Below are 17,690 nucleotides of genomic sequence, written 5' to 3' on the forward strand. Positions count from 1 at the left end.
CGTGGCCAATCGCTTCACGTTTGCGCTGCCCCTCATCGCCCTGCCGGGAACTTCTCCCCGTATAGCCCTACCTCAGCACGCGAGCAAAACCTCTCAGAACTCTATGCCTTGCTGCGCCTTCACGCCGGCGGAAAAGTGATGCTTGGTCACGCCCATCTCGGTGACGAGATCGGCGGCATCGACCAGCGCCGGCTTGGCGTTGCGGCCGGTGACGACGACATGCAGCCCATCGCGGCGGCCTTTCAGCGCCGCCACCACCTTGTCCAGATCGAGATAGTCGTAGCGCAGCGCGATGTTCAGCTCGTCGAGCACCAGAAGGCTGATCGACGGGTCGGCCATCAGCTCGAGCACCTTGGCCCAGGCGGCTTCGGCGGCAGCGATGTCACGCTTCAGATCTTGCGTCTCCCAGGTAAAACCCTCGCCCATCGTGTGCCAAACGACCCGATCGCCGAAAGCCGCAAAAGCGTCCTTCTCGCCGGTGTGCCATTTGCCCTTGATAAACTGGACGACGCCGACGCGCTTGCCGTAGCCGAGCATCCTCAGCGCCAGCCCGAAGGCGGCGGTGGTCTTGCCCTTGCCTGGACCGGTGTTGACGATCAGCAGCCCCTTCTCGACCGTCTTTGCCGCGACCTCGGCGTCCTGCACTGCCTTGCGCTTGGCCATCTTGGCGCGGTGGCGTTCCTCGTCCTTGGGATCGATAGTATCGGCCATGTCATTTCACCTTGAGCGGCAGCCCCGCCACCATCATCAGCACCGTGTCGGCCACGGCCGCGACCTGCTGGTTGAGCCGGCCGGCGGCGTCGCGAAACCGACGGGCGAGCGCATTATCCGGCACGATGCCCTGGCCGACCTCGTTGGAAACCACGAACCATGGCCCGCGCGGTCGCGACAGCACATCCGCCAGCCCCTGGCATTCGGCCTCGATGTCGTGTTCGGCCAGCATATGGTTGGCCAGCCACAGCGTCAGGCAGTCGATCAGGACAGGCCGGCCGTCAGGCAGCGCCTCGATCGCGCCGATGAGATCGAGCGGCGCGTCGATGGTCGTCCAGCCCTCGCCGCGCCGCGACCGGTGCAGCGCGATGCGCTCGCGCATCTCGTCGTCATAGGCTTGCGCCGTGGCGATATAGGCCCATGGCGCCGGACAGGCCGTCACCAGTCTTTCGGCATGCGCGCTCTTGCCGGAGCGCGCACCGCCGATGACCAGGGTCAGCATCCCGCCAGAAGCAACGCGATCAGGCAAAGCTGTCGCGCAGGCCGGTCGCTGTGCCGGTCAAGCGGCCACGCACCACGCCGACGACGGCGCCGAGCACCAGCCAGAACACCAGATTGGTCAGCGTCACCGCCACCACGAACTGGTGGTGCAAGCCTTCCGGAATCGGCGACTCGAAACTGTCGGGCTGCGGCGCGCCGACGATATGCGGCGCCACGATCAACGCCACGGCAAGCAGCGCCAGCGGCAGCGACTTGCGGAAGGCGAGCAAGCCGAGACCGGCGGCCGTCGCCACCACTGTCGCCATCCACCAGATCTGGCGCTGGGTGAGATCGGCGGCCGGCATCGCCGGCAGTTCGGGCGGCAAGCCAAGGTTTGGAGCGAGCGTGAACACGGCGAAGCCGGCCAGGCCCCAGAACAGGCCCTGACGCCAATTGCCAATGCCGCCGGCGAACTCCGAAGCGGCCACCAGGATCAGCGCAAAGCCGATGCCAGTGACGACATTGGCAACCACGTTGAAGGCAAAGCGCTCAAAACCATCGGCCGGCGCCCAGCCGTCGTCTTCTGGAGCGGCAACTTCGGCCGGCGCCGGTGCGGCGCTGGCCATGGCATTGGTATCTGCGGCGGGGACAGCGGCATGGTCATGCGTGTGGCCTCCGCCGGCCTGTTCGTAGACCTCCGCCTTCAGGATCAGCGGCACGGTGGCATAGGCCTGCATGCAGGCGAGGACGACGCCGGCCACAAGCCCTGCGATCGCCGCGATGAACACGACGTTGCGAAACAGTGTCATGATGTCAGCCCCTCGTCAGTGGCAGGGAAACGCCATCGAATGGCGATAATCGTGGGCGGCATTGTGGACCGCATCGATATGCGAGAAGCCGACAAAGCCCATGACGAAAATGCCGAGAAATGCAGCAAGCGCCAGCTGCATGAAGCGCGACTGCGAGGAGACGGAAGCGCCGAGCGAGACGGAAGCGGTATTCATGTCTTGTCCTTTCGCCCTCCACCCGAGGGCATAGAAGTCAGTTCTCCTGTCGCCGGCAGGTCTCCTGGCTCGCGGATCAGCGCCCTTCCCCACCTTCCCGAAGAAACTCTTCAGTGGCATATGGAGAGGACTACCGCACACAGTTGCGGGGGCAGCCACGGCATTGGGCAAGAAATTTACCCTCACCGCATTCCCTCTTGGTCCCTAACGGAACCGACGACAGCTTTGACTATAGGCAGAATCGTCGCGGCCGGCAAACCAAATTCCGCCCGTTACCAGCGTGAATGCGCCATGCGGTCTCAAGGCCTCGAGGCACTGATCCGCTCGGCAACCAGCTGCTGCAGCCGCCACAGATGGCGGTCGTGAATGCCGCGCTCTTCCAGGTTTTTCACCGTGTTGTAGAGGTAGTCGGCGCCTGATCCCCAGTGCCCGCAGGATGTCGAGAGCTTTTCGACCACCTCTTCTTCCCCGAGCGGTCCGGCATAGGTCGTCCCCTTGCGGTTGATGACAAAGGCCAGCGCCTTGAACGGCCCGCTGTCGCTTGCCAGCGAGAGCAGGCGCGGACGATAGCTCGTCGGCTTCAGCGTCACCTCACGCCGAAAAAGCTTGTCGAGCTGCGCCCGGCGATCGCCATCGCTCAGCCGAAAGGCTACACCCTTGCACTGTCCGCCACGGTTCAGCGCCATCATCAGCCCCGGGCTCTGCTTGGTGCCGCGCCAGCGCGTCATGTTCATGCAAAAAGATCTGTGCCAGCCGCGCGCTACGGCGACACGTTCCTCGACGTGGTCGATTTCCGGCTTCCAGATCAATGAGCCATAGCCGAACAACCACAGCGGTTCGGAGGTTGGGAGTTCAGCCTGGAAGTCGTCGAGCATTGCGTCATAGTCGCGGTCATCCAGATGCGCCGCGTCCGGATCGGGACCGGCATCCTCGATCTCGCGCCAACAGCGCGCCACCAGTTCGGCTGTGAGCGACATCTGTCGTGCGGCCATGTCCCAATCCTTTTACTTCCGGCATGATTAGGCATCACAACCGAATCCGGCAATGCTGTCGCCCCAATTGACAAAAGATTTGCCGGGGTGTCGGCTGGCCCATAACAGGAGCCAGCCATGCAACCCAGCCAGAGCGAGCACGATCCCTATAGTGGTTTGACCCGGCTTGAACCGGCGCTGCCGTCATCGGCGTACTGGGACGCCGACGTCCATCAGCGCGATCTCGACGCCATCTGGTATCGAAGCTGGCTGCTGGTCTGCCGCGAGGTCGACCTTGCGCAGCCGCTGGCTTTCAGGACGTTCCGTGTCGGCACGCAGGAGATCGTCGTGCTGCGCGACGAGACCGGCGAGCTGCGCGCCTTCCATAACACCTGCCGGCATCGCGGCTCGCAGCTCTGCCGGGAGAGCGAGGGACGGTTGAAGGCGCGGCTGATCACCTGTCCCTACCACGCCTGGTCCTATTCGCTGCGCGGCGATCTGGTGCGGGTGCCGTCGAAATCGCTGCCTGAAGGTTTCGACAAGGCCGATCACCCGCTCTATCGCGTCGCACTGTCGGTATGGCGCGGTTTTGTCTTCGTCAATCTGGAGGAAGATGCCGCCGGTTCGGCTGAAACATCCTTCGATCCCGCATCCGGCGATCTCGCCAACTGGCCGCTGGAAACGCTGGTGTCTGGCCATGTGCTGCGCAAGGTGATGAACTGCAACTGGAAGATCTTCTGGGAGAACTTCAACGAGTGCCTGCATTGTCCTGGCGTTCACAAGGACCTGTCGCGGCTGGTGCCGATCTATGGCCGCGGCCTGATGGGGCGGCATGACGATCCCGAATGGGCCCGTCACGCCGACAATGATGCGCCGGAGTTTTCCGGTGGCCTGCGGGCCGGAGCCGAGACCTGGTCGCGCGACGGGCGCGTCCACGGCCCGGTCTTTTGCGACCTCACTTCAGCCGAGCGCGCCGCCGGGCAAACCTACGCCACCCATTTGCCGTCGATGTTCATCGTTGGCCATGTCGACTATGTCAGGACCGTGCGGCTGGTGCCGCTCGGCCCGGAGCAGACCGAACTGACCGCCGAATGGCTTTTTTCGCCCGAAGCGCTCGCCGATCCGACGACCGATATCGACAACATCGTCGCCTTTGGCAGGCAGGTGCTGGAGGAAGATGCTGATATCTGCGAGGTCAACCAGAAGGGCCTGCGCTCGATGCGCCACAAGGCCGGCGTGCTGATGCCCGAGGAATATGAACTGCACCGCTTCCACGACTGGGTACGCGAACGCCATTCTGCGCCTACATCCAAACCATGAGCGTCAGAACGATTTCGGCAGATAGCGCCACGTGACATAGCCGCAGGCCGCGGCCAAAACACCGAGCGTGGCGAACACCGAGCCCAGCCCGAAAAACGCCAGAACCACCGAATAGACCAGCGGCGGCGTCAACTCGGAAAGGTCGAGATAGGTGCGATAGACTGCCGCCATCTGCGCCCGCTCGTAGAAGCGCACCGAGCGCATGAAGGCGGTCGAGCCCAACGCGTCGAGAGCGATGGCGAAGAACGCGCCGCACAGCAGCAAGGCGCCGGTAAGAAACGGCACGGATTCGCCGACGGCCCCCGCCGCCAGCAGCGTGGCCGACATGGCGAAATAGGCTGATGTCATGGTTCGCCGGCCACCAAAACGCTGTCCCACTCTGCCCCAGAAGATGGCCGTGAACAGCAGCGCATTGCCCGCCGAAACCAGCAGGCCGCCGGCAAGCTCGCCCTCGCCCGTGATCACCATGAACAAAGGCCCGTAGACGAAAAACGTCGTCCAGAAGCAGGAGCGACCGAAGGCGATCAGCCAGGCCAGCCTGAGACGCGGCTGCGCGACGAAGCGGCCGATGTTGGCGAGCGGATTGGCCGGCCGCGTCTTGCCCGGGCGGATCGACTGATTGTCGCCGAGCCGGTAGGTCCAGAACAGGGCCAGCAGGGCCATGGCGAAAATGGCGACCGCCCCATGCGCGGCATAGATGCCAAAACGCGTGTAGAGGAAAATGCCGAGTGTCGGTCCGCTGGTCCAGGCGAGCATCGACCACGCCATGCGCAGCGATTCGGCCTTCATGAAATCGGTCTTGCGGATGTGGTCCATATGTAGAGGCTGAGCGTGATTGACAACGCGCTGGCGCCCATCACGCGGCACAGCATGCCCGCCAACTGCCCGGCAAGCGTGTGCGTGAGAAAGAACAGCGAGCCGACGGCAAGCAGGCAGGCGCCTGCAGTGTAGACCCAGCGCCGGGCAAAGCGCCGGATGAGCATCGGCATGAACAGCGTCACCGACAGGCCGAGCAGCGCCACGACGGTGTAGAGGATCGAGACGATCTGCTCGTTGCGGAGGATTTCGTAGGCCTGGATTGGGATGACGCTCGACACGATGGCGCGCGCGAAGGATTCGACCGCATAGAGCGAGGCGAAGGTGCGCGCATCCGCCGGCCGCAACGCCGGAAGCCCGATTGGATGGCGTACATGGGTAGCCATTTCTGTCCCCCCGAAGCAGAATCGCCCAATGCAGGACGTGGGGCCAAATCTGCCGTGGCCATCCCTGGGCCGGTAACAGGAAACCGACCCGTTCACGGCAAAAAGCGAAGCTGGTCAAAGGCTTTCCGGCGCTGGCCTAACGCGCCGGCCCGAAAATCGGAATCGATTTTCGAAAAAGCACGATGCGTCCAACTGGACGCATGTCGCTCTAAAGCCGGCACGAACCGGCGTAGAGGCCATGCGTGGCCGCCTTCTTTTGTCCAGGGCAATCGTGATAGTCGTCTTGCTCTGCTGAATCAGAATTGCGAGACCATGAGCATCGACACGCCCGTTCAGGATCAATCGAAGACGAAGCGCATCATCGCCATCGACGTCGCCCGCGGCATCGCTTTGCTTGCCATGGCGAGCTACCATTTCACCTGGGATCTCGAATTCTTCGGCTACACCGATCCTGGCCTGACCGCCGTCGGCTGGTGGAAATTCTACGCGCGCTGCATCGCTTCGACCTTCCTGTTCCTGGTCGGCGTCAGCCTGTTCCTCGCCCATGGCAAACAGATCCGCTGGAGCGGCTTCTGGAAACGCTTCGCCATGGTCGCCGGGGCGGCGCTCGCCATATCGGCCGCCACAAGGTTTGCCACGCCCGACAGCTTCATCTTCTTCGGTATCCTGCACGAGATCGCGCTGGCCAGCCTGCTCGGCCTGGCGTTTCTGCGGCTGCCGGCGCTGCTGACGCTTGTCGTCGCGGCTTTCGTCATCACCGCGCCGCTCTACCTCAGGTCCGGGATCTTCGACCATCCGGCCCTGTGGTGGGTCGGCCTGTCGGCAACCAATCCACGCTCCAACGATTATGTCCCGCTGTTGCCGTGGTTCGGCGCCGTGCTGGCAGGCATCGCGGCGGCAAAGCTCGCCTCAGCCTCCGGTGTGCTGACGCGGCTGGCGAGCCTCACGCCCGGCCGCTGGACAAATCCGCTGGTCTTTGTCGGCCGGCACAGCCTCGCCTTCTACCTGATCCACCAGCCGATGCTGATCGGCTCGGTCTGGCTGTTTTCGCAGATCATGCCGGCACCGGTCGAAACCAGGCAGGTGACCTTCCTGAAAGAATGCCAGATGTCGTGCGAGCAATCGCGCGACACGGAGTTCTGCTCCAGCTATTGTGTGTGCATGCTCGATACGCTCGAGGGCGAGGCCACGCTTGATCGGCTCTACCGCAACGACCAGGCTGCGGACTGGAAGGCGCATCTCGACGAGCTCGCCGGTGCCTGCACTGCCAAAGCCGACAGCACTTTGATGGAGGGAGGAGCACAATGACCGACCATCAGACCAAACCGGGCCAGCCGAAACCAGCGCAGCCGAAACCGGGCCTTATACCGTGGCCGCCGCTGATCTATCTCGCTGCCATCGCCGCCAGCATCGCGCTTGGCTTGCTCTATCCGCTGCCGTGGATCGGCGGCCTTTTGGGCGACATCCTGTTCGCGGCCGGCTGGGTGGCATTGTTCGGCGTCATCGCACTCTGGTTCACGGCGATCCGCACCATGATCCAGGCAAAGACCACGCTACATCCAAATGCCGTGCCGGATCACCTGGTGACGTCAGGCCCCTTCGCTGTCAGCCGCAACCCGATATACCTGGCCAACACGCTGCTGCTGATCGGAGTGGCGCTTGTCTCGGGGATCGTATGGTTCCTGCCGCTGGCTATCATCGCGGCCTTCGCAACGCAGAAGTTGGCGGTCGAAGGCGAGGAGAAAGTCCTGGCGACGAAATTCGGCAAGAAATACCGGGATTACGCGAAAAAGGTGCGGCGCTGGATTTGATGCGTGCGGCAAAGGCCGCTCAGGTGTTGACGCCGAGCTCCACCAACCGCTCGACGCAGGATTCCTCGGCCTGGTCGAGCTCGGCCAGGGTTTCTTCGAGGTCGCGGCGCTTCTGGCGCAGATCCTCGCGCTTTTCCTCGATGCGCTTGATCATCAGATTGAGTTGACCGACCTCCCCGGGCGGCGCCTTGTACATCTGGATGATTTCGCGGATTTCGTTGATCGAAAAGCCGAGCCTCTTGCCGCGCATGATCTGACGGATGAGATGCCGGTCCGACGGGCGAAACAGCCGCGTGCGGCCGCGCCGCACCGGCTGCACCAGCCCCTCGTCCTCGTAGAAGCGCAGCGTCCGCGTCGAAACGTCGAATTCGCGGGTCAGTTCGGTGATCGAATAATATTCCCGCATCTTCACTCCAAAATGTCTTAATCGGCCAAATGCCTAATCGGCCAAATGCCTGAACTTAGTGCGCCGCTTCGCGTTTGCGTCTCGAATGAGACCCATCCCGCGCCGGAATCGGCTGGCGCCCCCGCCTGCGTCGGAATCTCGCATGGCATTTACGTAAAAGTCAATTGCAGGCGTAACCGCGCGTTCGCTCAGCGCACGCCGAACCACCATGTGGCAAGGCCGAGAAAGGCAAAGAAGCCGACGACGTCAGTGACCGTCGTGACGAAAACCGCCGAAGCCACCGCCGGGTCGATCTTGAACCGGTCGAGCAGCAGCGGGATCAGGATGCCGGCAAGTGCGGCCACGAACATGTTGATGATCATCGCCGCCGCGATGATGCCGCCCAGGTTGGGATCGCGGAACCAGGCAGCCGCCACGAGGCCGATCAGGATGGCGAAGATGATGCCGTTGATGGAGCCCACGCCCATCTCGCGACGGATGATGCGGCCTGCATTGTAGATGTCGAGATCCTTGGTCGCCAGCGCTCGCACCGTGACCGTCATCGTTTGCGAGCCGGCATTGCCGCCCATGCCGGCCACGATCGGCATCAGTACGGCCAGCGCCACGATATGCTCGATCGTGCGGTCGAACAGACCGATTACCGAAGCCGCCAGGAAAGCCGTCAGCAGATTGACCAGCAGCCACGGAACGCGTGAGCGCGAGGTCGAAAGGATGCTGTCCGACAGTTCTTCGTCGCCGACACCGCCCATGCGCAGCAGATCTTCCTCTGCTTCCTGCTGGATGACGTCGACCACGTCGTCGATGGTCAGCACGCCGACCAGCCGGTCGTTCTCGTCAACGACGGCAGCCGACAAAAGGTCATACTGCTCGAATTCCCGCGCGGCCTCTTCCTGGTCCATGGTCGCCGGAATGGCGTGCCTGGTCTCATGCATGACCTCTTCGACCTTGACCGAACGCTTGGTGCGCAGGATCTGGTCGAGATCGATGGCGCCAAGCAGCTTGAAGCTCGGATCGATGACGAAGATCTGGCTGAAGCGGTCGGGTAGGTTCTGGTCCTCGCGCATGTAGTCGATGGTCTGGCCGATCGTCCAGAACGCCGGCACCGCGACGAACTCGGTCTGCATGCGGCGGCCAGCGGTCTCTTCGGGATAGTCGAGAGAGCGGCGCAGCCTGATCCGCTCGGTGAACGGCAGTTGCGACAGGATCTCGTCCTGGTCTTCCTTTTCGAGATCCTCGAGAATGTAGACCGCGTCGTCGGAATCGAGGTCCTGCACCCCCTGGGCGATCTGCGCGTTGGGCAGACTGTCGACGATATCGCGGCGGATCGCCTCGTCGACCTCGGTCAGCGCGGAAAAATCGAAGTCGGTACCCAACAATTCGACAAGCGCGCGGCGCTGTTCAGGATGAAGCGCCTCGAGCAGATCGCCGAGTTCCGATTGGTGCAGGTCGTCGACTTCACGCTTCAGCGTCAGCGTGTCGCGATCGGCGATCGCAGCGCCGATCTGAGCCAGGAACGAGGACAGAATGGCGCCGTCCTCGCCATAGATGTCGGCGTGGCTGTCTTCAGCGGCTCTGGCGCCGGTCGTCTGTTCGTCCTGGCCTTCCACCAGCGCCTCCCGCCATCAGAATTCCGGAAAAGGTGCCCGTCAGGTCTAGAGCATCGGACCTAAAAGTGGAAACCGGTTTTGGCAGAATCCGATGCCCAAACACAAAGATAGGGGAGTGGAACGATACCGGCTTGGGAGTCCGCTGCTCCCATGGCGCAACGCACGGAAATATCAGCCGAAAATGCGCCCTGTTCTGTACGAGGCGGAAGCCGATGCGACCGGGTTAGCGGACGGGAGGTCGTTCTTGATCGCCCGAGGCGGGAACGGATCGATCATCTGCCATCATCGTTCTCTCTTAGAAGCGCCAAGATGAAACCACGATTGCGCAACAAAACTTAACATCACTCCACGCATGCGGCCACTTTCATCTGAAATGGTGAGAGCATCGGAGGCATATCGCCTCGCTATACTGGAGCACGCATGTTCGCCAAAATGGATTCTGGAATATTTGCCGGCCGGGCATCTCTTGCAGCAATGGCCATCCTGTTTTCAACGCATCCGGGAATAGCACTTGCCGCCGACGCCATTGCGGTGAATTCGGACGATCTCACCCTTCCACCGCCCGAACCTTCCCGTTTCGCCCGTTTCGAGCAAAAACTGTCCGACTGGCATGTCGTCCTGGGCGGCGGCGCGATCATCGTTCCAAAATACGAGGGCAGCGACGAGTTCAAGGTCATGCCGGTGCCCTTTGTCACGGCGACATTCCGCGACGTGGTGACGATCGATCCGAGAGGCGCCGACATCGCCATCTATGAACAGGACCGGTTCGAGTTCAGTGCGCGGCTTGGTTATGAAATGGGCCGCGATGAAGACGATGCCGACCGTCTGCGCGGGCTGGGAGACATCGGCATGGGTGGAACCGTGGGCGCGAAGGCCACGGTGAATTTCGGCCCGGCTGAAATCTTCGCGCAAGTGGACAAGACCATCGGCGGCAGCGATGGCCTGGTGGGCGAGGTCGGGATCGAGGTCAACCACCCGCTGTCCCAATCATTGATGGTCGGCGCCCGCGCCTCCGCCGTCTTTGCCGACGAAAATCACATGCAGGCCTATTTCGGCGTCACGCCGGAACAATCGGCTCGCTCGGGGCTGGCGCGCTACGATGCCGGCGCCGGATTGAAGCGCGCCGATTTTTCGGTGTCCGCCACATATATGCTCAACCAGAATTGGATGGTGCGCGGCGAAGCGGGAGTCGGCGTTCTAGTCGGTGACGCCGCCGACAGTCCGATCGTCGCCGAAAAGATCCAGCCTTCAGGCATGCTTCTCGTCGGATATCGGTTCTGACCGCCCACACAGGTACCAGTCCAGGCAATGGCAAACGTCGCACGACACCAAGGCGATTTGAACGCCGAGTCCAAATCGACAAGCCAAGTTTGGCGTGTCCTCATTGTCGAAGACGATGTCGAAATCGCGCGCATGCTGGGCGAGACGCTCACTGAAAACAGCATGATCGTGGAAATAGCCGAGAGTGGCATCCGGATGGACGCCGCGCTTCGCAAGCAGAAATTCGATCTCATCGTGCTCGATGTCATGCTCCCCGGCGAAAACGGCCTCAGCATCTGCCGCCGTCTTCGCGCGCACACGAACGTTCCGATCCTGATGCTGACCGCGCTTGGCGAAGAAATCGACCGTATCTTCGGGCTGGAGATCGGCGCTGACGACTACATGACGAAACCATTCAGCGCGCGCGAGCTGACGGCCAGGATACGAGCGTTGCTGCGCCGCACCGCCAGCGCTCCCGAAGAGCGGGATCGCTCGAGGGTGCTTCGCTTCAACGGCTGGCGGCTCGATCCGGTACGCCGGCAATTGCATGATCCAAGCAATGCGCGGGTTTCAACCACGATGCATGAATTCGACCTGTTGCTTGCGTTCTGCCGCAATGCCGGCCGGGTTCTCTCACGCGAGGAACTGCTCGGCGTAACCCATGCCGGGCTTGCCGGCCCGATCGAGCGAAGCGTCGATGTCCATATCAGCCGGATCCGCCAGAAGATCGAAAAGGATGCACGCGATCCGGTGCTCCTCAAGACTGTTCGGCTGGGCGGCTATATCTTCACCGCGACGGTGGAGGAAGCATGAGGAATTTCATCCGCCGCAGCCTGCCGCAGTCAGTGCGTGGGCAACTCGCGGCGATCATTCTCGTCGCGGTGTTTGTGATCCTGTCTACCGGATCGGTCGTCGAAAGCTTTACCAGGATTATCGACCTGCCCGTTATTGACGACAGTCTCCTGCGAGCCACCGTGATTGCAGGCCTGTTGCGCGAAGCACCAGCGGAGGCTCGTGAAGAGATTCTGGCAGCAGCGGCTCGTGCGGGCCTGGATTTCAAGATATTTTCGAAAGAACAGATCGACGGTATTCCATATTCTTATGCGCAGTGGCGAAACGTCGAACGGTTTCTCGGGTTCGGGAAGAGGCCGATTGAGGGACGGTGGGTGACTGTCGATGGTCGATCCGCGTTTGTCATTGGCCTGGATCAGCAGACCATCCTGGCTCACCTCGGAGTACCCGATGCCTTACTGACATCAGACCTCATCCGTTCCTTGTTCTACAAATTCATGGCCTTCATCGCCTTGCCGACCTTGATCTGGTTCTTTGCGGTATGGGCCGTGACGGAGCCATTGAAACGCATCTCGGCGGCCGTCGGCTCGGCCGAGATCGAGAATGGCGACGAGCTTTTCGTCGAACGCGGCTCTATCGAGATGGCCGGGCTGGCGCGCGCGCTGAATAGGATGCGAACACGCATCCGGACGATGATCGAAAACCGCACGCGCATGTTGCGCAGCGTCAGCCACGATCTGCGCACGCCCTTGACGCGATTACGGCTTCGCGCCGAGCGCATGGACGATGGGCTCATTCGAACCGCGATGCTGTCCGATATCCAGCATATTGAAGATCTGATCGACGAGACTTTGACGTATCTGCGCAACGATGTCTCGACGGAGAAGCTGCAGCGTGTCGACATCGCCAGCGTGTTGCAAACCGTCTGCGCCGAATTTTCGGATGTCGGGTTTCCGGTCTCGTATTCCGGGCCGGATCGGCTTCTGGGCTGGTGCAAACCCAATGCGTTGGCGCGGGCGATCACCAATCTGTGCGACAACGGCGTCAGGTTCGCCGGCAACGTCACCGTCGCGTTGACGCAGACCGATACGGCGGCGCGCATCGAGGTCGTTGACGATGGGCCGGGCATTCCAACACCCGCGCGCGCCCGTGTCTTCGAACCGTTCTTCAAAGAGGACACATCGCGCGGCGGCACCTCGAAGCATGGCTTCGGTCTGGGCCTCTCGATCGTTGCGGACATCATTCAGGGCCACGGCGGCAAGATCGAATTGCAGGACAACCAGCCAACCGGGCTCGTCGTTACCGTCGATCTGCCGAATGGACCAAGTGTCCAGCCGTCATAGACGGCCCGCACCGAGAGGACACGGTGCGTTGGAGCAGGGCGGCAAATCGGGTCTCTCAACATTTGCCGATGAAGGCTGGGTTCCCTATATAGTTGAACCTGCGCTTGCTCGACCGCGGGCGTGCGGAGATCAATCGTAGAGAAGGATAGAGATGCCGAACGACAACTCGGATGCGGCGATACCTAGAATTGCACTGATTTCAACCCACGGCTACGTTGCAGCCAACCCGCCACTTGGTGCGGCCGATACCGGCGGACAGGTGGTCTATGTCCTGGAACTGGCCAAAAAACTGGCCCAATTGGGCTATGCCGTCGATATCTGGACACGACGATTTGAAGACCAACCTCCTGTCGATGAAGTGGCCGACGGGGTTCGTGTTCTGCGTGTCGCCTGTGGCGGACCCGATTTCATTCCGAAGGAATATCTCCATCGCCATCTTCTCGAATGGTGTGAAAGCGCGCTGCGCCTAATTCGCAGAGAAAACCTCTCCTACGACTTCATCAACAGTCACTACTGGGACGCGGGCGTCGCGGGGCAGCGACTCTCGGAAGCGCTCACCATCCCGCACATCCATACGCCGCATTCCCTTGGTATATGGAAGCAGCGTCAGATGAAGACGGATTACCCTGATAAGGCCGATACATTCGAGGCCGAATTCAATTTCACCGAGCGCATAAAGCACGAGACGATCATCTATCGAAGCTGCGCCATGGTGATTGCAACAACGCCGCCGCAGGTCGATATGCTGGTCGAGGACTACAGCGTCGACCGTGACCGCGTGCACATGATCCCACCCGGTTACGACGACAACCGGTTCTTCCCCGTCAGCGAGGCATCTCGCCGCATGATCCGCCACCGGCTTGGCTTCGAGGGCCGAACGATCCTGGCGCTCGGCCGGCTCGCCACCAACAAGGGCTACGACCTGCTGATCGACGCGTTTTCCGTAGTGGCGCCGCGTGTGCCGGATGCGGTCCTGAGGCTCGCGGTCGGCGGCGAGAACATGGACGAGCAGGAACAAAAAATCCTGAACCAGCTCAAGGAACAGGTTGAACAGCTAGGCTTGCAGGATCGTGTCGTGTTCTCCGGCTATGTTGCCGACGAGGATCTGGCCGACACCTATCGGGCGGCGGACATGTTCGTCCTGTCGAGCCGCTACGAGCCTTTCGGCATGACCGCGATCGAGGCCATGGCCTGCGGGACGCCCGCCGTGGTTACGATCCATGGCGGCCTCTATCGCGGCATCAGTTATGGCCGGCACGCGCTCTTCGGCGATCCGTTCGACAAGGAAGATCTGGGCATCACGATCGTCAAGCCAATGAAGCACCAGCGCCTCTACGGCCGACTGGGCCGCATGGGTGCGCACAAGGCGCGCAGCCTGTTCACCTGGACAGGTATCGCGCAACAGCTGGTCAGCCTCGTCGAGGGCCGTCCGGTGTTGAAGGCAGTCGACGACCATGATTGGGACGAGCCGTGGAACGACGGCGATTGAGACCGATCGCACTTTTGTCGAGTGATCTCGACGGCACCCTCACAGGCGATGCGCCGGCGACGGCGCGCTTTCGTTCCAAATGGGAAGCGCTCGACCCCGCGCATCGGCCGGTTCTCGTCTACAACAGCGGTCGTCTGGCCGACGACATTTTGAACTTCGTCGACGAAGTCGGCCTGCCGACGCCGGACTATGTGATCGGGGGTGTCGGCACGATGCTCTCCGGCCCGCGGCACAGCTCGCGCCCCGCAAAGCTTACCGATTTGGCGCACTTTACCCAGAGGTTTTCGGAAGGCTGGTCCCTTGAAAAGGTCGATGCGGTGCTCGGATCGCTCAAAGACACCGTCCGGCAACCCGACGGTTATCAACACGCCTTCAAATCGAGCTGGTACCTGCATGAAGCAAGTCCGGACGCCCTAGCCGATATCGAGCGTGCGCTGATCGAAGCCGGCCTGTCGGTGACGATGGTCTATTCGAGCGGACGCGATCTCGACATACTGCCGCGCTCAGCCGACAAGGGACAGGCGCTGACCTGGCTCTGCAATGAACTCGGCATCGGCCTCGATGAGGTGGTCGTCGCCGGCGATACCAACAACGATCGCAGTATGTTCGAGCTGCCGGATGCGCGGGGGATTGTCGTCGCCAACGCCCTTCCCGAACTGCTCGACATGGCTCGGGACAACCCGCTGATTTACAGCGCGAAGGAGCAGTTCGCCCTCGGCGTGGTCGAAGGCCTCGTTCATTGGGCGGTATTTGAGGACGCCCAATCCTGAGCTGGAAGTATCGATCTCGTTGTCACGGTTTGAGCGCCCATACCGTAGCGTGTAGAACGGCGCCCGGTTCGGCGATGAGACGGGCGGATTGTACCGGCTCAAAACCGTTAATCCGTTTCGTGCCAGCCCAACGACCGCGATCCGCGAAGACCTCGATCGATCCGTAGTCGAGGAATATCCGCAGCCGTTTTGGGCGGGCGCCCTTGGCGATATAGTGAGGAGATTGAGCTGCGCCGTCGTCTTCATGGCGAATGGCAAGTCCCTCGTCGTCGACGACAACTTCGAGGCGGACGGTTGGATGTTCGAGCTTCAGGTGGAAATGGGCACCCGGCTTTTCCAACTCGAACAGGATTTCGACGGCACCGTTGATAAAGCTCACCTGCTCTCCGGCTGCAAGGCGTGTTCGGTCCAGAATATGGCTCCGCAGGCTCTCGGCAGCCCCGATGGGCGGGGTATACAGCTCGCCGGCAGACAGACGGATATTGCGAGGCAGCGTCATGGCTGTGGGGAAATCGATCGCCGGGCCGGTATCGGCCCAGTTGGCAAGCCAGCCCACGCCGACGATAGCATCGCCGTCGACGAATGCCTGGAAGGCGTAGTTGTCCGTCCCGAAGTCCAGTTCCTGCTCGAATTCCTTGGCAAAGGTCTGGCCATCAAACCAGCCCACGATGGCCATTGTCAGGTTCTTGCGCCGAGTGGATTGGTCCTCGCTGTTCATCAGCCCGAGGATTAGAACCCATCGCGTCGCGGGATCGGTCGCAAGCCCGTCGAGCGGCAGCAGACAGGGACATTCAATCGCCGTCGTCCGATAGTGTTTCTCGACCAGAAGCTTGCCGATATAGGTCCAGCCGGTGGCAGCCGTATGATCATGCGTTTCGTAGAGCAGGACGACGCCACCCTCATCGCTCTGGCTGCCCAGCAGCATTTTCCAGCGGCCATCCGGTCCCTTGAAGACGTATGGATCGCGAAAATCCGCTGTCAGTCCCTGGTCCAGCGGGCGGTAGGGCAGGACGACATCCGCATTTCCCGCCGTGATCAGGTCGCTGGAAGTGGCAGTAAGTTGGATTTGCTGTTCTGGGATACGGTCCTGTACCTGCTCGGTAAAAAAGACGCGAATGCCCGGACCGTCGGCAAGCGGAATAGCCGAGCCGGAATACGCGCCGCCCCGTTTGTCGGGCCTTGCGGTAAGATCTTCCGATGGGAACAGGAAGATAGGCATGTGGCGCCATCGCAAATAATCCGAAGATACGGCATGCCCCCAATGCATCGTATTCCACCGAAGCCCATGGGAATAATGCTGATAAAAGAGATGTGGACGGCCTTCGAACCGGCCAAATCCGTTTGGATCGTTCATCCAGCCGAACGGCGGACGAAAATGATAGCTGTCGGGGATGTTCGGCGGGGCATTTCCCGGATTGGTGTGGAGAACTGTAATCCCTGTCTCCAGCACATCGGCCAGTGCGAACCAGTAGGCGACCGATACGGATGTTTGATCCGTGTCGTAATCCAGTTCGACGCTGCCACCGCCGAAGACGTGAAAAATTCTGAATTCATACTCTTCGGCGTTCGTAACGCTGACCTCGCCGAACTTGCCACGGACATTGGAAAAAGACAGTGAGCCCGCAACGTCCGGCTTGGTCGCTTTAAGCCAGATATGGAACGTGGCGTTGACTGGCAGGTCGGCATGCAGGCTTCGAATGGTGTTCCCTCCCGCAATCCTTACCTGGCTGTCACTCATGAAGATGGCTCCGTTCTGTGCGGCGTTCCCGGACAGATAGAGTATCAAACCCGGTTATCGAACTGGAAATGTGTCGCAGGACGTTAAAACTGGATTTTCACTTTCGCAAAGCCATTCCCCGGATCGACGGTCTTCGACGTCAATCGCCGCACGCATCGCCGCCAGCAACGGCCTCAGGCTCCTTGGCGCAAGGCAGGAGTCCCGATGGTCCGCTTCGCGGCACAGGTCGGTCTTTGAAGCATCTGGCGTTTAATGGCGGGTCAGACCAGGCTGTCATGGCGCGGCATTCCGCGCCCAACCATCTGCAGCTTCGCGCAGTGTTTCAGTTCGCACAAACAGTCTTGGGAAGAGCTGCAGGGAAACAGAAAATTACGCAATAAAAAAAGCAGCTTATTGGGTAAAGCTGGTGCGGTCGAGAAGACTCGAACTTCCACGGGTTGCCCCACAGCGACCTCAACGCTGCGCGTCTACCAATTCCGCCACGACCGCACGTGGTAGGAGCCGAAACGAACCGGCTCGCGGCGTGTAGCAAATCGTCTCCGGCGAAACAAGGGCGCGTCGTGCATTAATTGCCCCGGGATTCGGCATTAGCCTGCAAAGGGTTGGAACGTGTTCGGAACTGGACGTTTCGGCCGATTGCCGCCATATGTGAGGCCAATGCATGTCGCCCAAAAACATGCCCTCGGGCTTGAACCGAAGGTGCGCAGCGGTTTGGGACGACGATATGCATAAAACAAAATTTAAAGCGCGCCCACGGTTCCTTCAAACGCGGCCGCTTTAGACGAG

General features: G+C 61.4%; 16 protein-coding genes, 1 tRNA gene, 1 pseudogene and 1 riboswitch. Of the genes and pseudogenes, 8 read left to right on the top strand and 10 right to left on the bottom strand.

Annotated elements, in window-relative coordinates:
- Nucleotides 1–93: 93 nt before the first annotated feature.
- The 5 genes from cobO to NKH73_RS13245 all read right to left on the bottom strand — a co-directional run bounded on the left by cobO (nucleotide 94) and on the right by NKH73_RS13245 (nucleotide 3,187).
- Nucleotides 94–711, bottom strand: a complete 618-nt coding sequence (gene cobO / locus NKH73_RS13225; protein ID WP_352931989.1) for a cob(I)yrinic acid a,c-diamide adenosyltransferase — start codon at nucleotides 709–711, stop codon at nucleotides 94–96.
- A gap of 1 nt (nucleotide 712) precedes the next feature.
- Nucleotides 713–1,213: a bifunctional adenosylcobinamide kinase/adenosylcobinamide-phosphate guanylyltransferase gene (gene cobU, locus NKH73_RS13230; RefSeq protein WP_352931991.1), complete on the bottom strand. Its 501-nt coding sequence runs from the start codon at nucleotides 1,211–1,213 to the stop codon at nucleotides 713–715.
- Between the two features lie 19 nt (nucleotides 1,214–1,232).
- Nucleotides 1,233–2,000 carry a CbtA family protein gene (locus tag NKH73_RS13235; RefSeq protein ID WP_352931994.1) on the bottom strand — a complete coding sequence of 256 codons (768 nt, stop codon included), beginning with the start codon at nucleotides 1,998–2,000 and terminating at the stop codon, nucleotides 1,233–1,235.
- Nucleotides 2,001–2,015: 15 nt separating this feature from the next.
- Nucleotides 2,016–2,195 (bottom strand): CbtB domain-containing protein, encoded by a 180-nt coding sequence (locus tag NKH73_RS13240; RefSeq protein WP_091575531.1) that lies wholly within the window; start codon nucleotides 2,193–2,195, stop codon nucleotides 2,016–2,018.
- 37 nt (nucleotides 2,196–2,232) lie between these two features.
- A riboswitch (cobalamin riboswitch) is annotated at nucleotides 2,233–2,428 on the bottom strand.
- 66 nt (nucleotides 2,429–2,494) lie between these two features.
- Nucleotides 2,495–3,187, bottom strand: a complete 693-nt coding sequence (locus NKH73_RS13245; RefSeq protein ID WP_352931998.1) for a gamma-glutamylcyclotransferase — start codon at nucleotides 3,185–3,187, stop codon at nucleotides 2,495–2,497.
- Between the two features lie 117 nt (nucleotides 3,188–3,304).
- Here NKH73_RS13245 and NKH73_RS13250 point away from each other — a divergent pair, with 117 nt between their 5' ends.
- Nucleotides 3,305–4,486 (top strand): aromatic ring-hydroxylating oxygenase subunit alpha, encoded by a 1,182-nt coding sequence (locus NKH73_RS13250; RefSeq protein ID WP_352932000.1) that lies wholly within the window; start codon nucleotides 3,305–3,307, stop codon nucleotides 4,484–4,486.
- 3 nt (nucleotides 4,487–4,489) lie between these two features.
- Here the strand turns inward: NKH73_RS13250 and NKH73_RS13255 are convergent.
- Nucleotides 4,490–5,688 (bottom strand): annotated as a pseudogene (locus tag NKH73_RS13255) (MFS transporter).
- 312 nt (nucleotides 5,689–6,000) lie between these two features.
- Between NKH73_RS13255 and NKH73_RS13265 the strand changes: the two are divergent.
- Nucleotides 6,001–6,996, top strand: a complete 996-nt coding sequence (locus NKH73_RS13265) for an acetyltransferase domain-containing protein (protein ID WP_352932007.1) — start codon at nucleotides 6,001–6,003, stop codon at nucleotides 6,994–6,996.
- Nucleotides 6,993–7,499: a methyltransferase family protein gene (locus NKH73_RS13270; protein WP_352932008.1), complete on the top strand. Its 507-nt coding sequence runs from the start codon at nucleotides 6,993–6,995 to the stop codon at nucleotides 7,497–7,499. The genes NKH73_RS13265 and NKH73_RS13270 overlap by 4 nt, the downstream gene beginning before the upstream one ends.
- 19 nt (nucleotides 7,500–7,518) lie before the next feature.
- Here the strand turns inward: NKH73_RS13270 and NKH73_RS13275 are convergent, their stop codons facing one another.
- Together NKH73_RS13275 and mgtE are read right to left on the bottom strand one after the other, a co-directional pair.
- Nucleotides 7,519–7,905 (bottom strand): MerR family transcriptional regulator, encoded by a 387-nt coding sequence (locus NKH73_RS13275; protein WP_195174108.1) that lies wholly within the window; start codon nucleotides 7,903–7,905, stop codon nucleotides 7,519–7,521.
- A 188-nt stretch (nucleotides 7,906–8,093) separates the two neighbouring features.
- Complete coding sequence (gene mgtE, locus NKH73_RS13280) at nucleotides 8,094–9,512, bottom strand: magnesium transporter (RefSeq protein WP_352932011.1); 1,419 nt, start codon at nucleotides 9,510–9,512, stop codon at nucleotides 8,094–8,096.
- A 420-nt stretch (nucleotides 9,513–9,932) separates the two neighbouring features.
- Here mgtE and NKH73_RS13285 point away from each other — a divergent pair, with 420 nt between their 5' ends.
- The 5 genes from NKH73_RS13285 to NKH73_RS13305 all read left to right on the top strand — a co-directional run bounded on the left by NKH73_RS13285 (nucleotide 9,933) and on the right by NKH73_RS13305 (nucleotide 15,166).
- Nucleotides 9,933–10,793 carry a MipA/OmpV family protein gene (locus tag NKH73_RS13285; RefSeq protein ID WP_352932013.1) on the top strand — a complete coding sequence of 287 codons (861 nt, stop codon included), beginning with the start codon at nucleotides 9,933–9,935 and terminating at the stop codon, nucleotides 10,791–10,793.
- A gap of 27 nt (nucleotides 10,794–10,820) precedes the next feature.
- On the top strand, nucleotides 10,821–11,585 hold the full coding sequence (locus NKH73_RS13290) for a response regulator transcription factor (RefSeq protein ID WP_352932016.1): 765 nt from the start codon (nucleotides 10,821–10,823) through the stop codon (nucleotides 11,583–11,585).
- Nucleotides 11,582–12,907, top strand: a complete 1,326-nt coding sequence (locus tag NKH73_RS13295) for a HAMP domain-containing sensor histidine kinase (protein WP_352932018.1) — start codon at nucleotides 11,582–11,584, stop codon at nucleotides 12,905–12,907. The genes NKH73_RS13290 and NKH73_RS13295 overlap by 4 nt, the downstream gene beginning before the upstream one ends.
- Before the next feature lie 151 nt (nucleotides 12,908–13,058).
- Nucleotides 13,059–14,396, top strand: coding sequence for a glycosyltransferase (locus NKH73_RS13300; RefSeq protein ID WP_352932021.1), 1,338 nt, complete (start codon nucleotides 13,059–13,061; stop codon nucleotides 14,394–14,396).
- A complete protein-coding gene (locus NKH73_RS13305; protein ID WP_352932023.1) occupies nucleotides 14,393–15,166 on the top strand; it encodes an HAD-IIB family hydrolase in 774 nt (257 codons plus the stop codon). The genes NKH73_RS13300 and NKH73_RS13305 overlap by 4 nt, the downstream gene beginning before the upstream one ends.
- Nucleotides 15,167–15,188: 22 nt before the next feature.
- Here the strand turns inward: NKH73_RS13305 and NKH73_RS13310 are convergent, their stop codons facing one another.
- Nucleotides 15,189–16,904: a GH32 C-terminal domain-containing protein gene (locus tag NKH73_RS13310; RefSeq protein ID WP_352932025.1), complete on the bottom strand. Its 1,716-nt coding sequence runs from the start codon at nucleotides 16,902–16,904 to the stop codon at nucleotides 15,189–15,191.
- A 404-nt stretch (nucleotides 16,905–17,308) separates the two neighbouring features.
- Nucleotides 17,309–17,393: transfer RNA gene (locus tag NKH73_RS13315), tRNA-Leu, on the bottom strand.
- Nucleotides 17,394–17,690 lie beyond the last annotated feature (297 nt).

This window comes from Mesorhizobium sp. M0938 (assembly GCF_040319125.1).
GTDB lineage: Bacteria > Pseudomonadota > Alphaproteobacteria > Rhizobiales > Rhizobiaceae > Mesorhizobium > Mesorhizobium robiniae.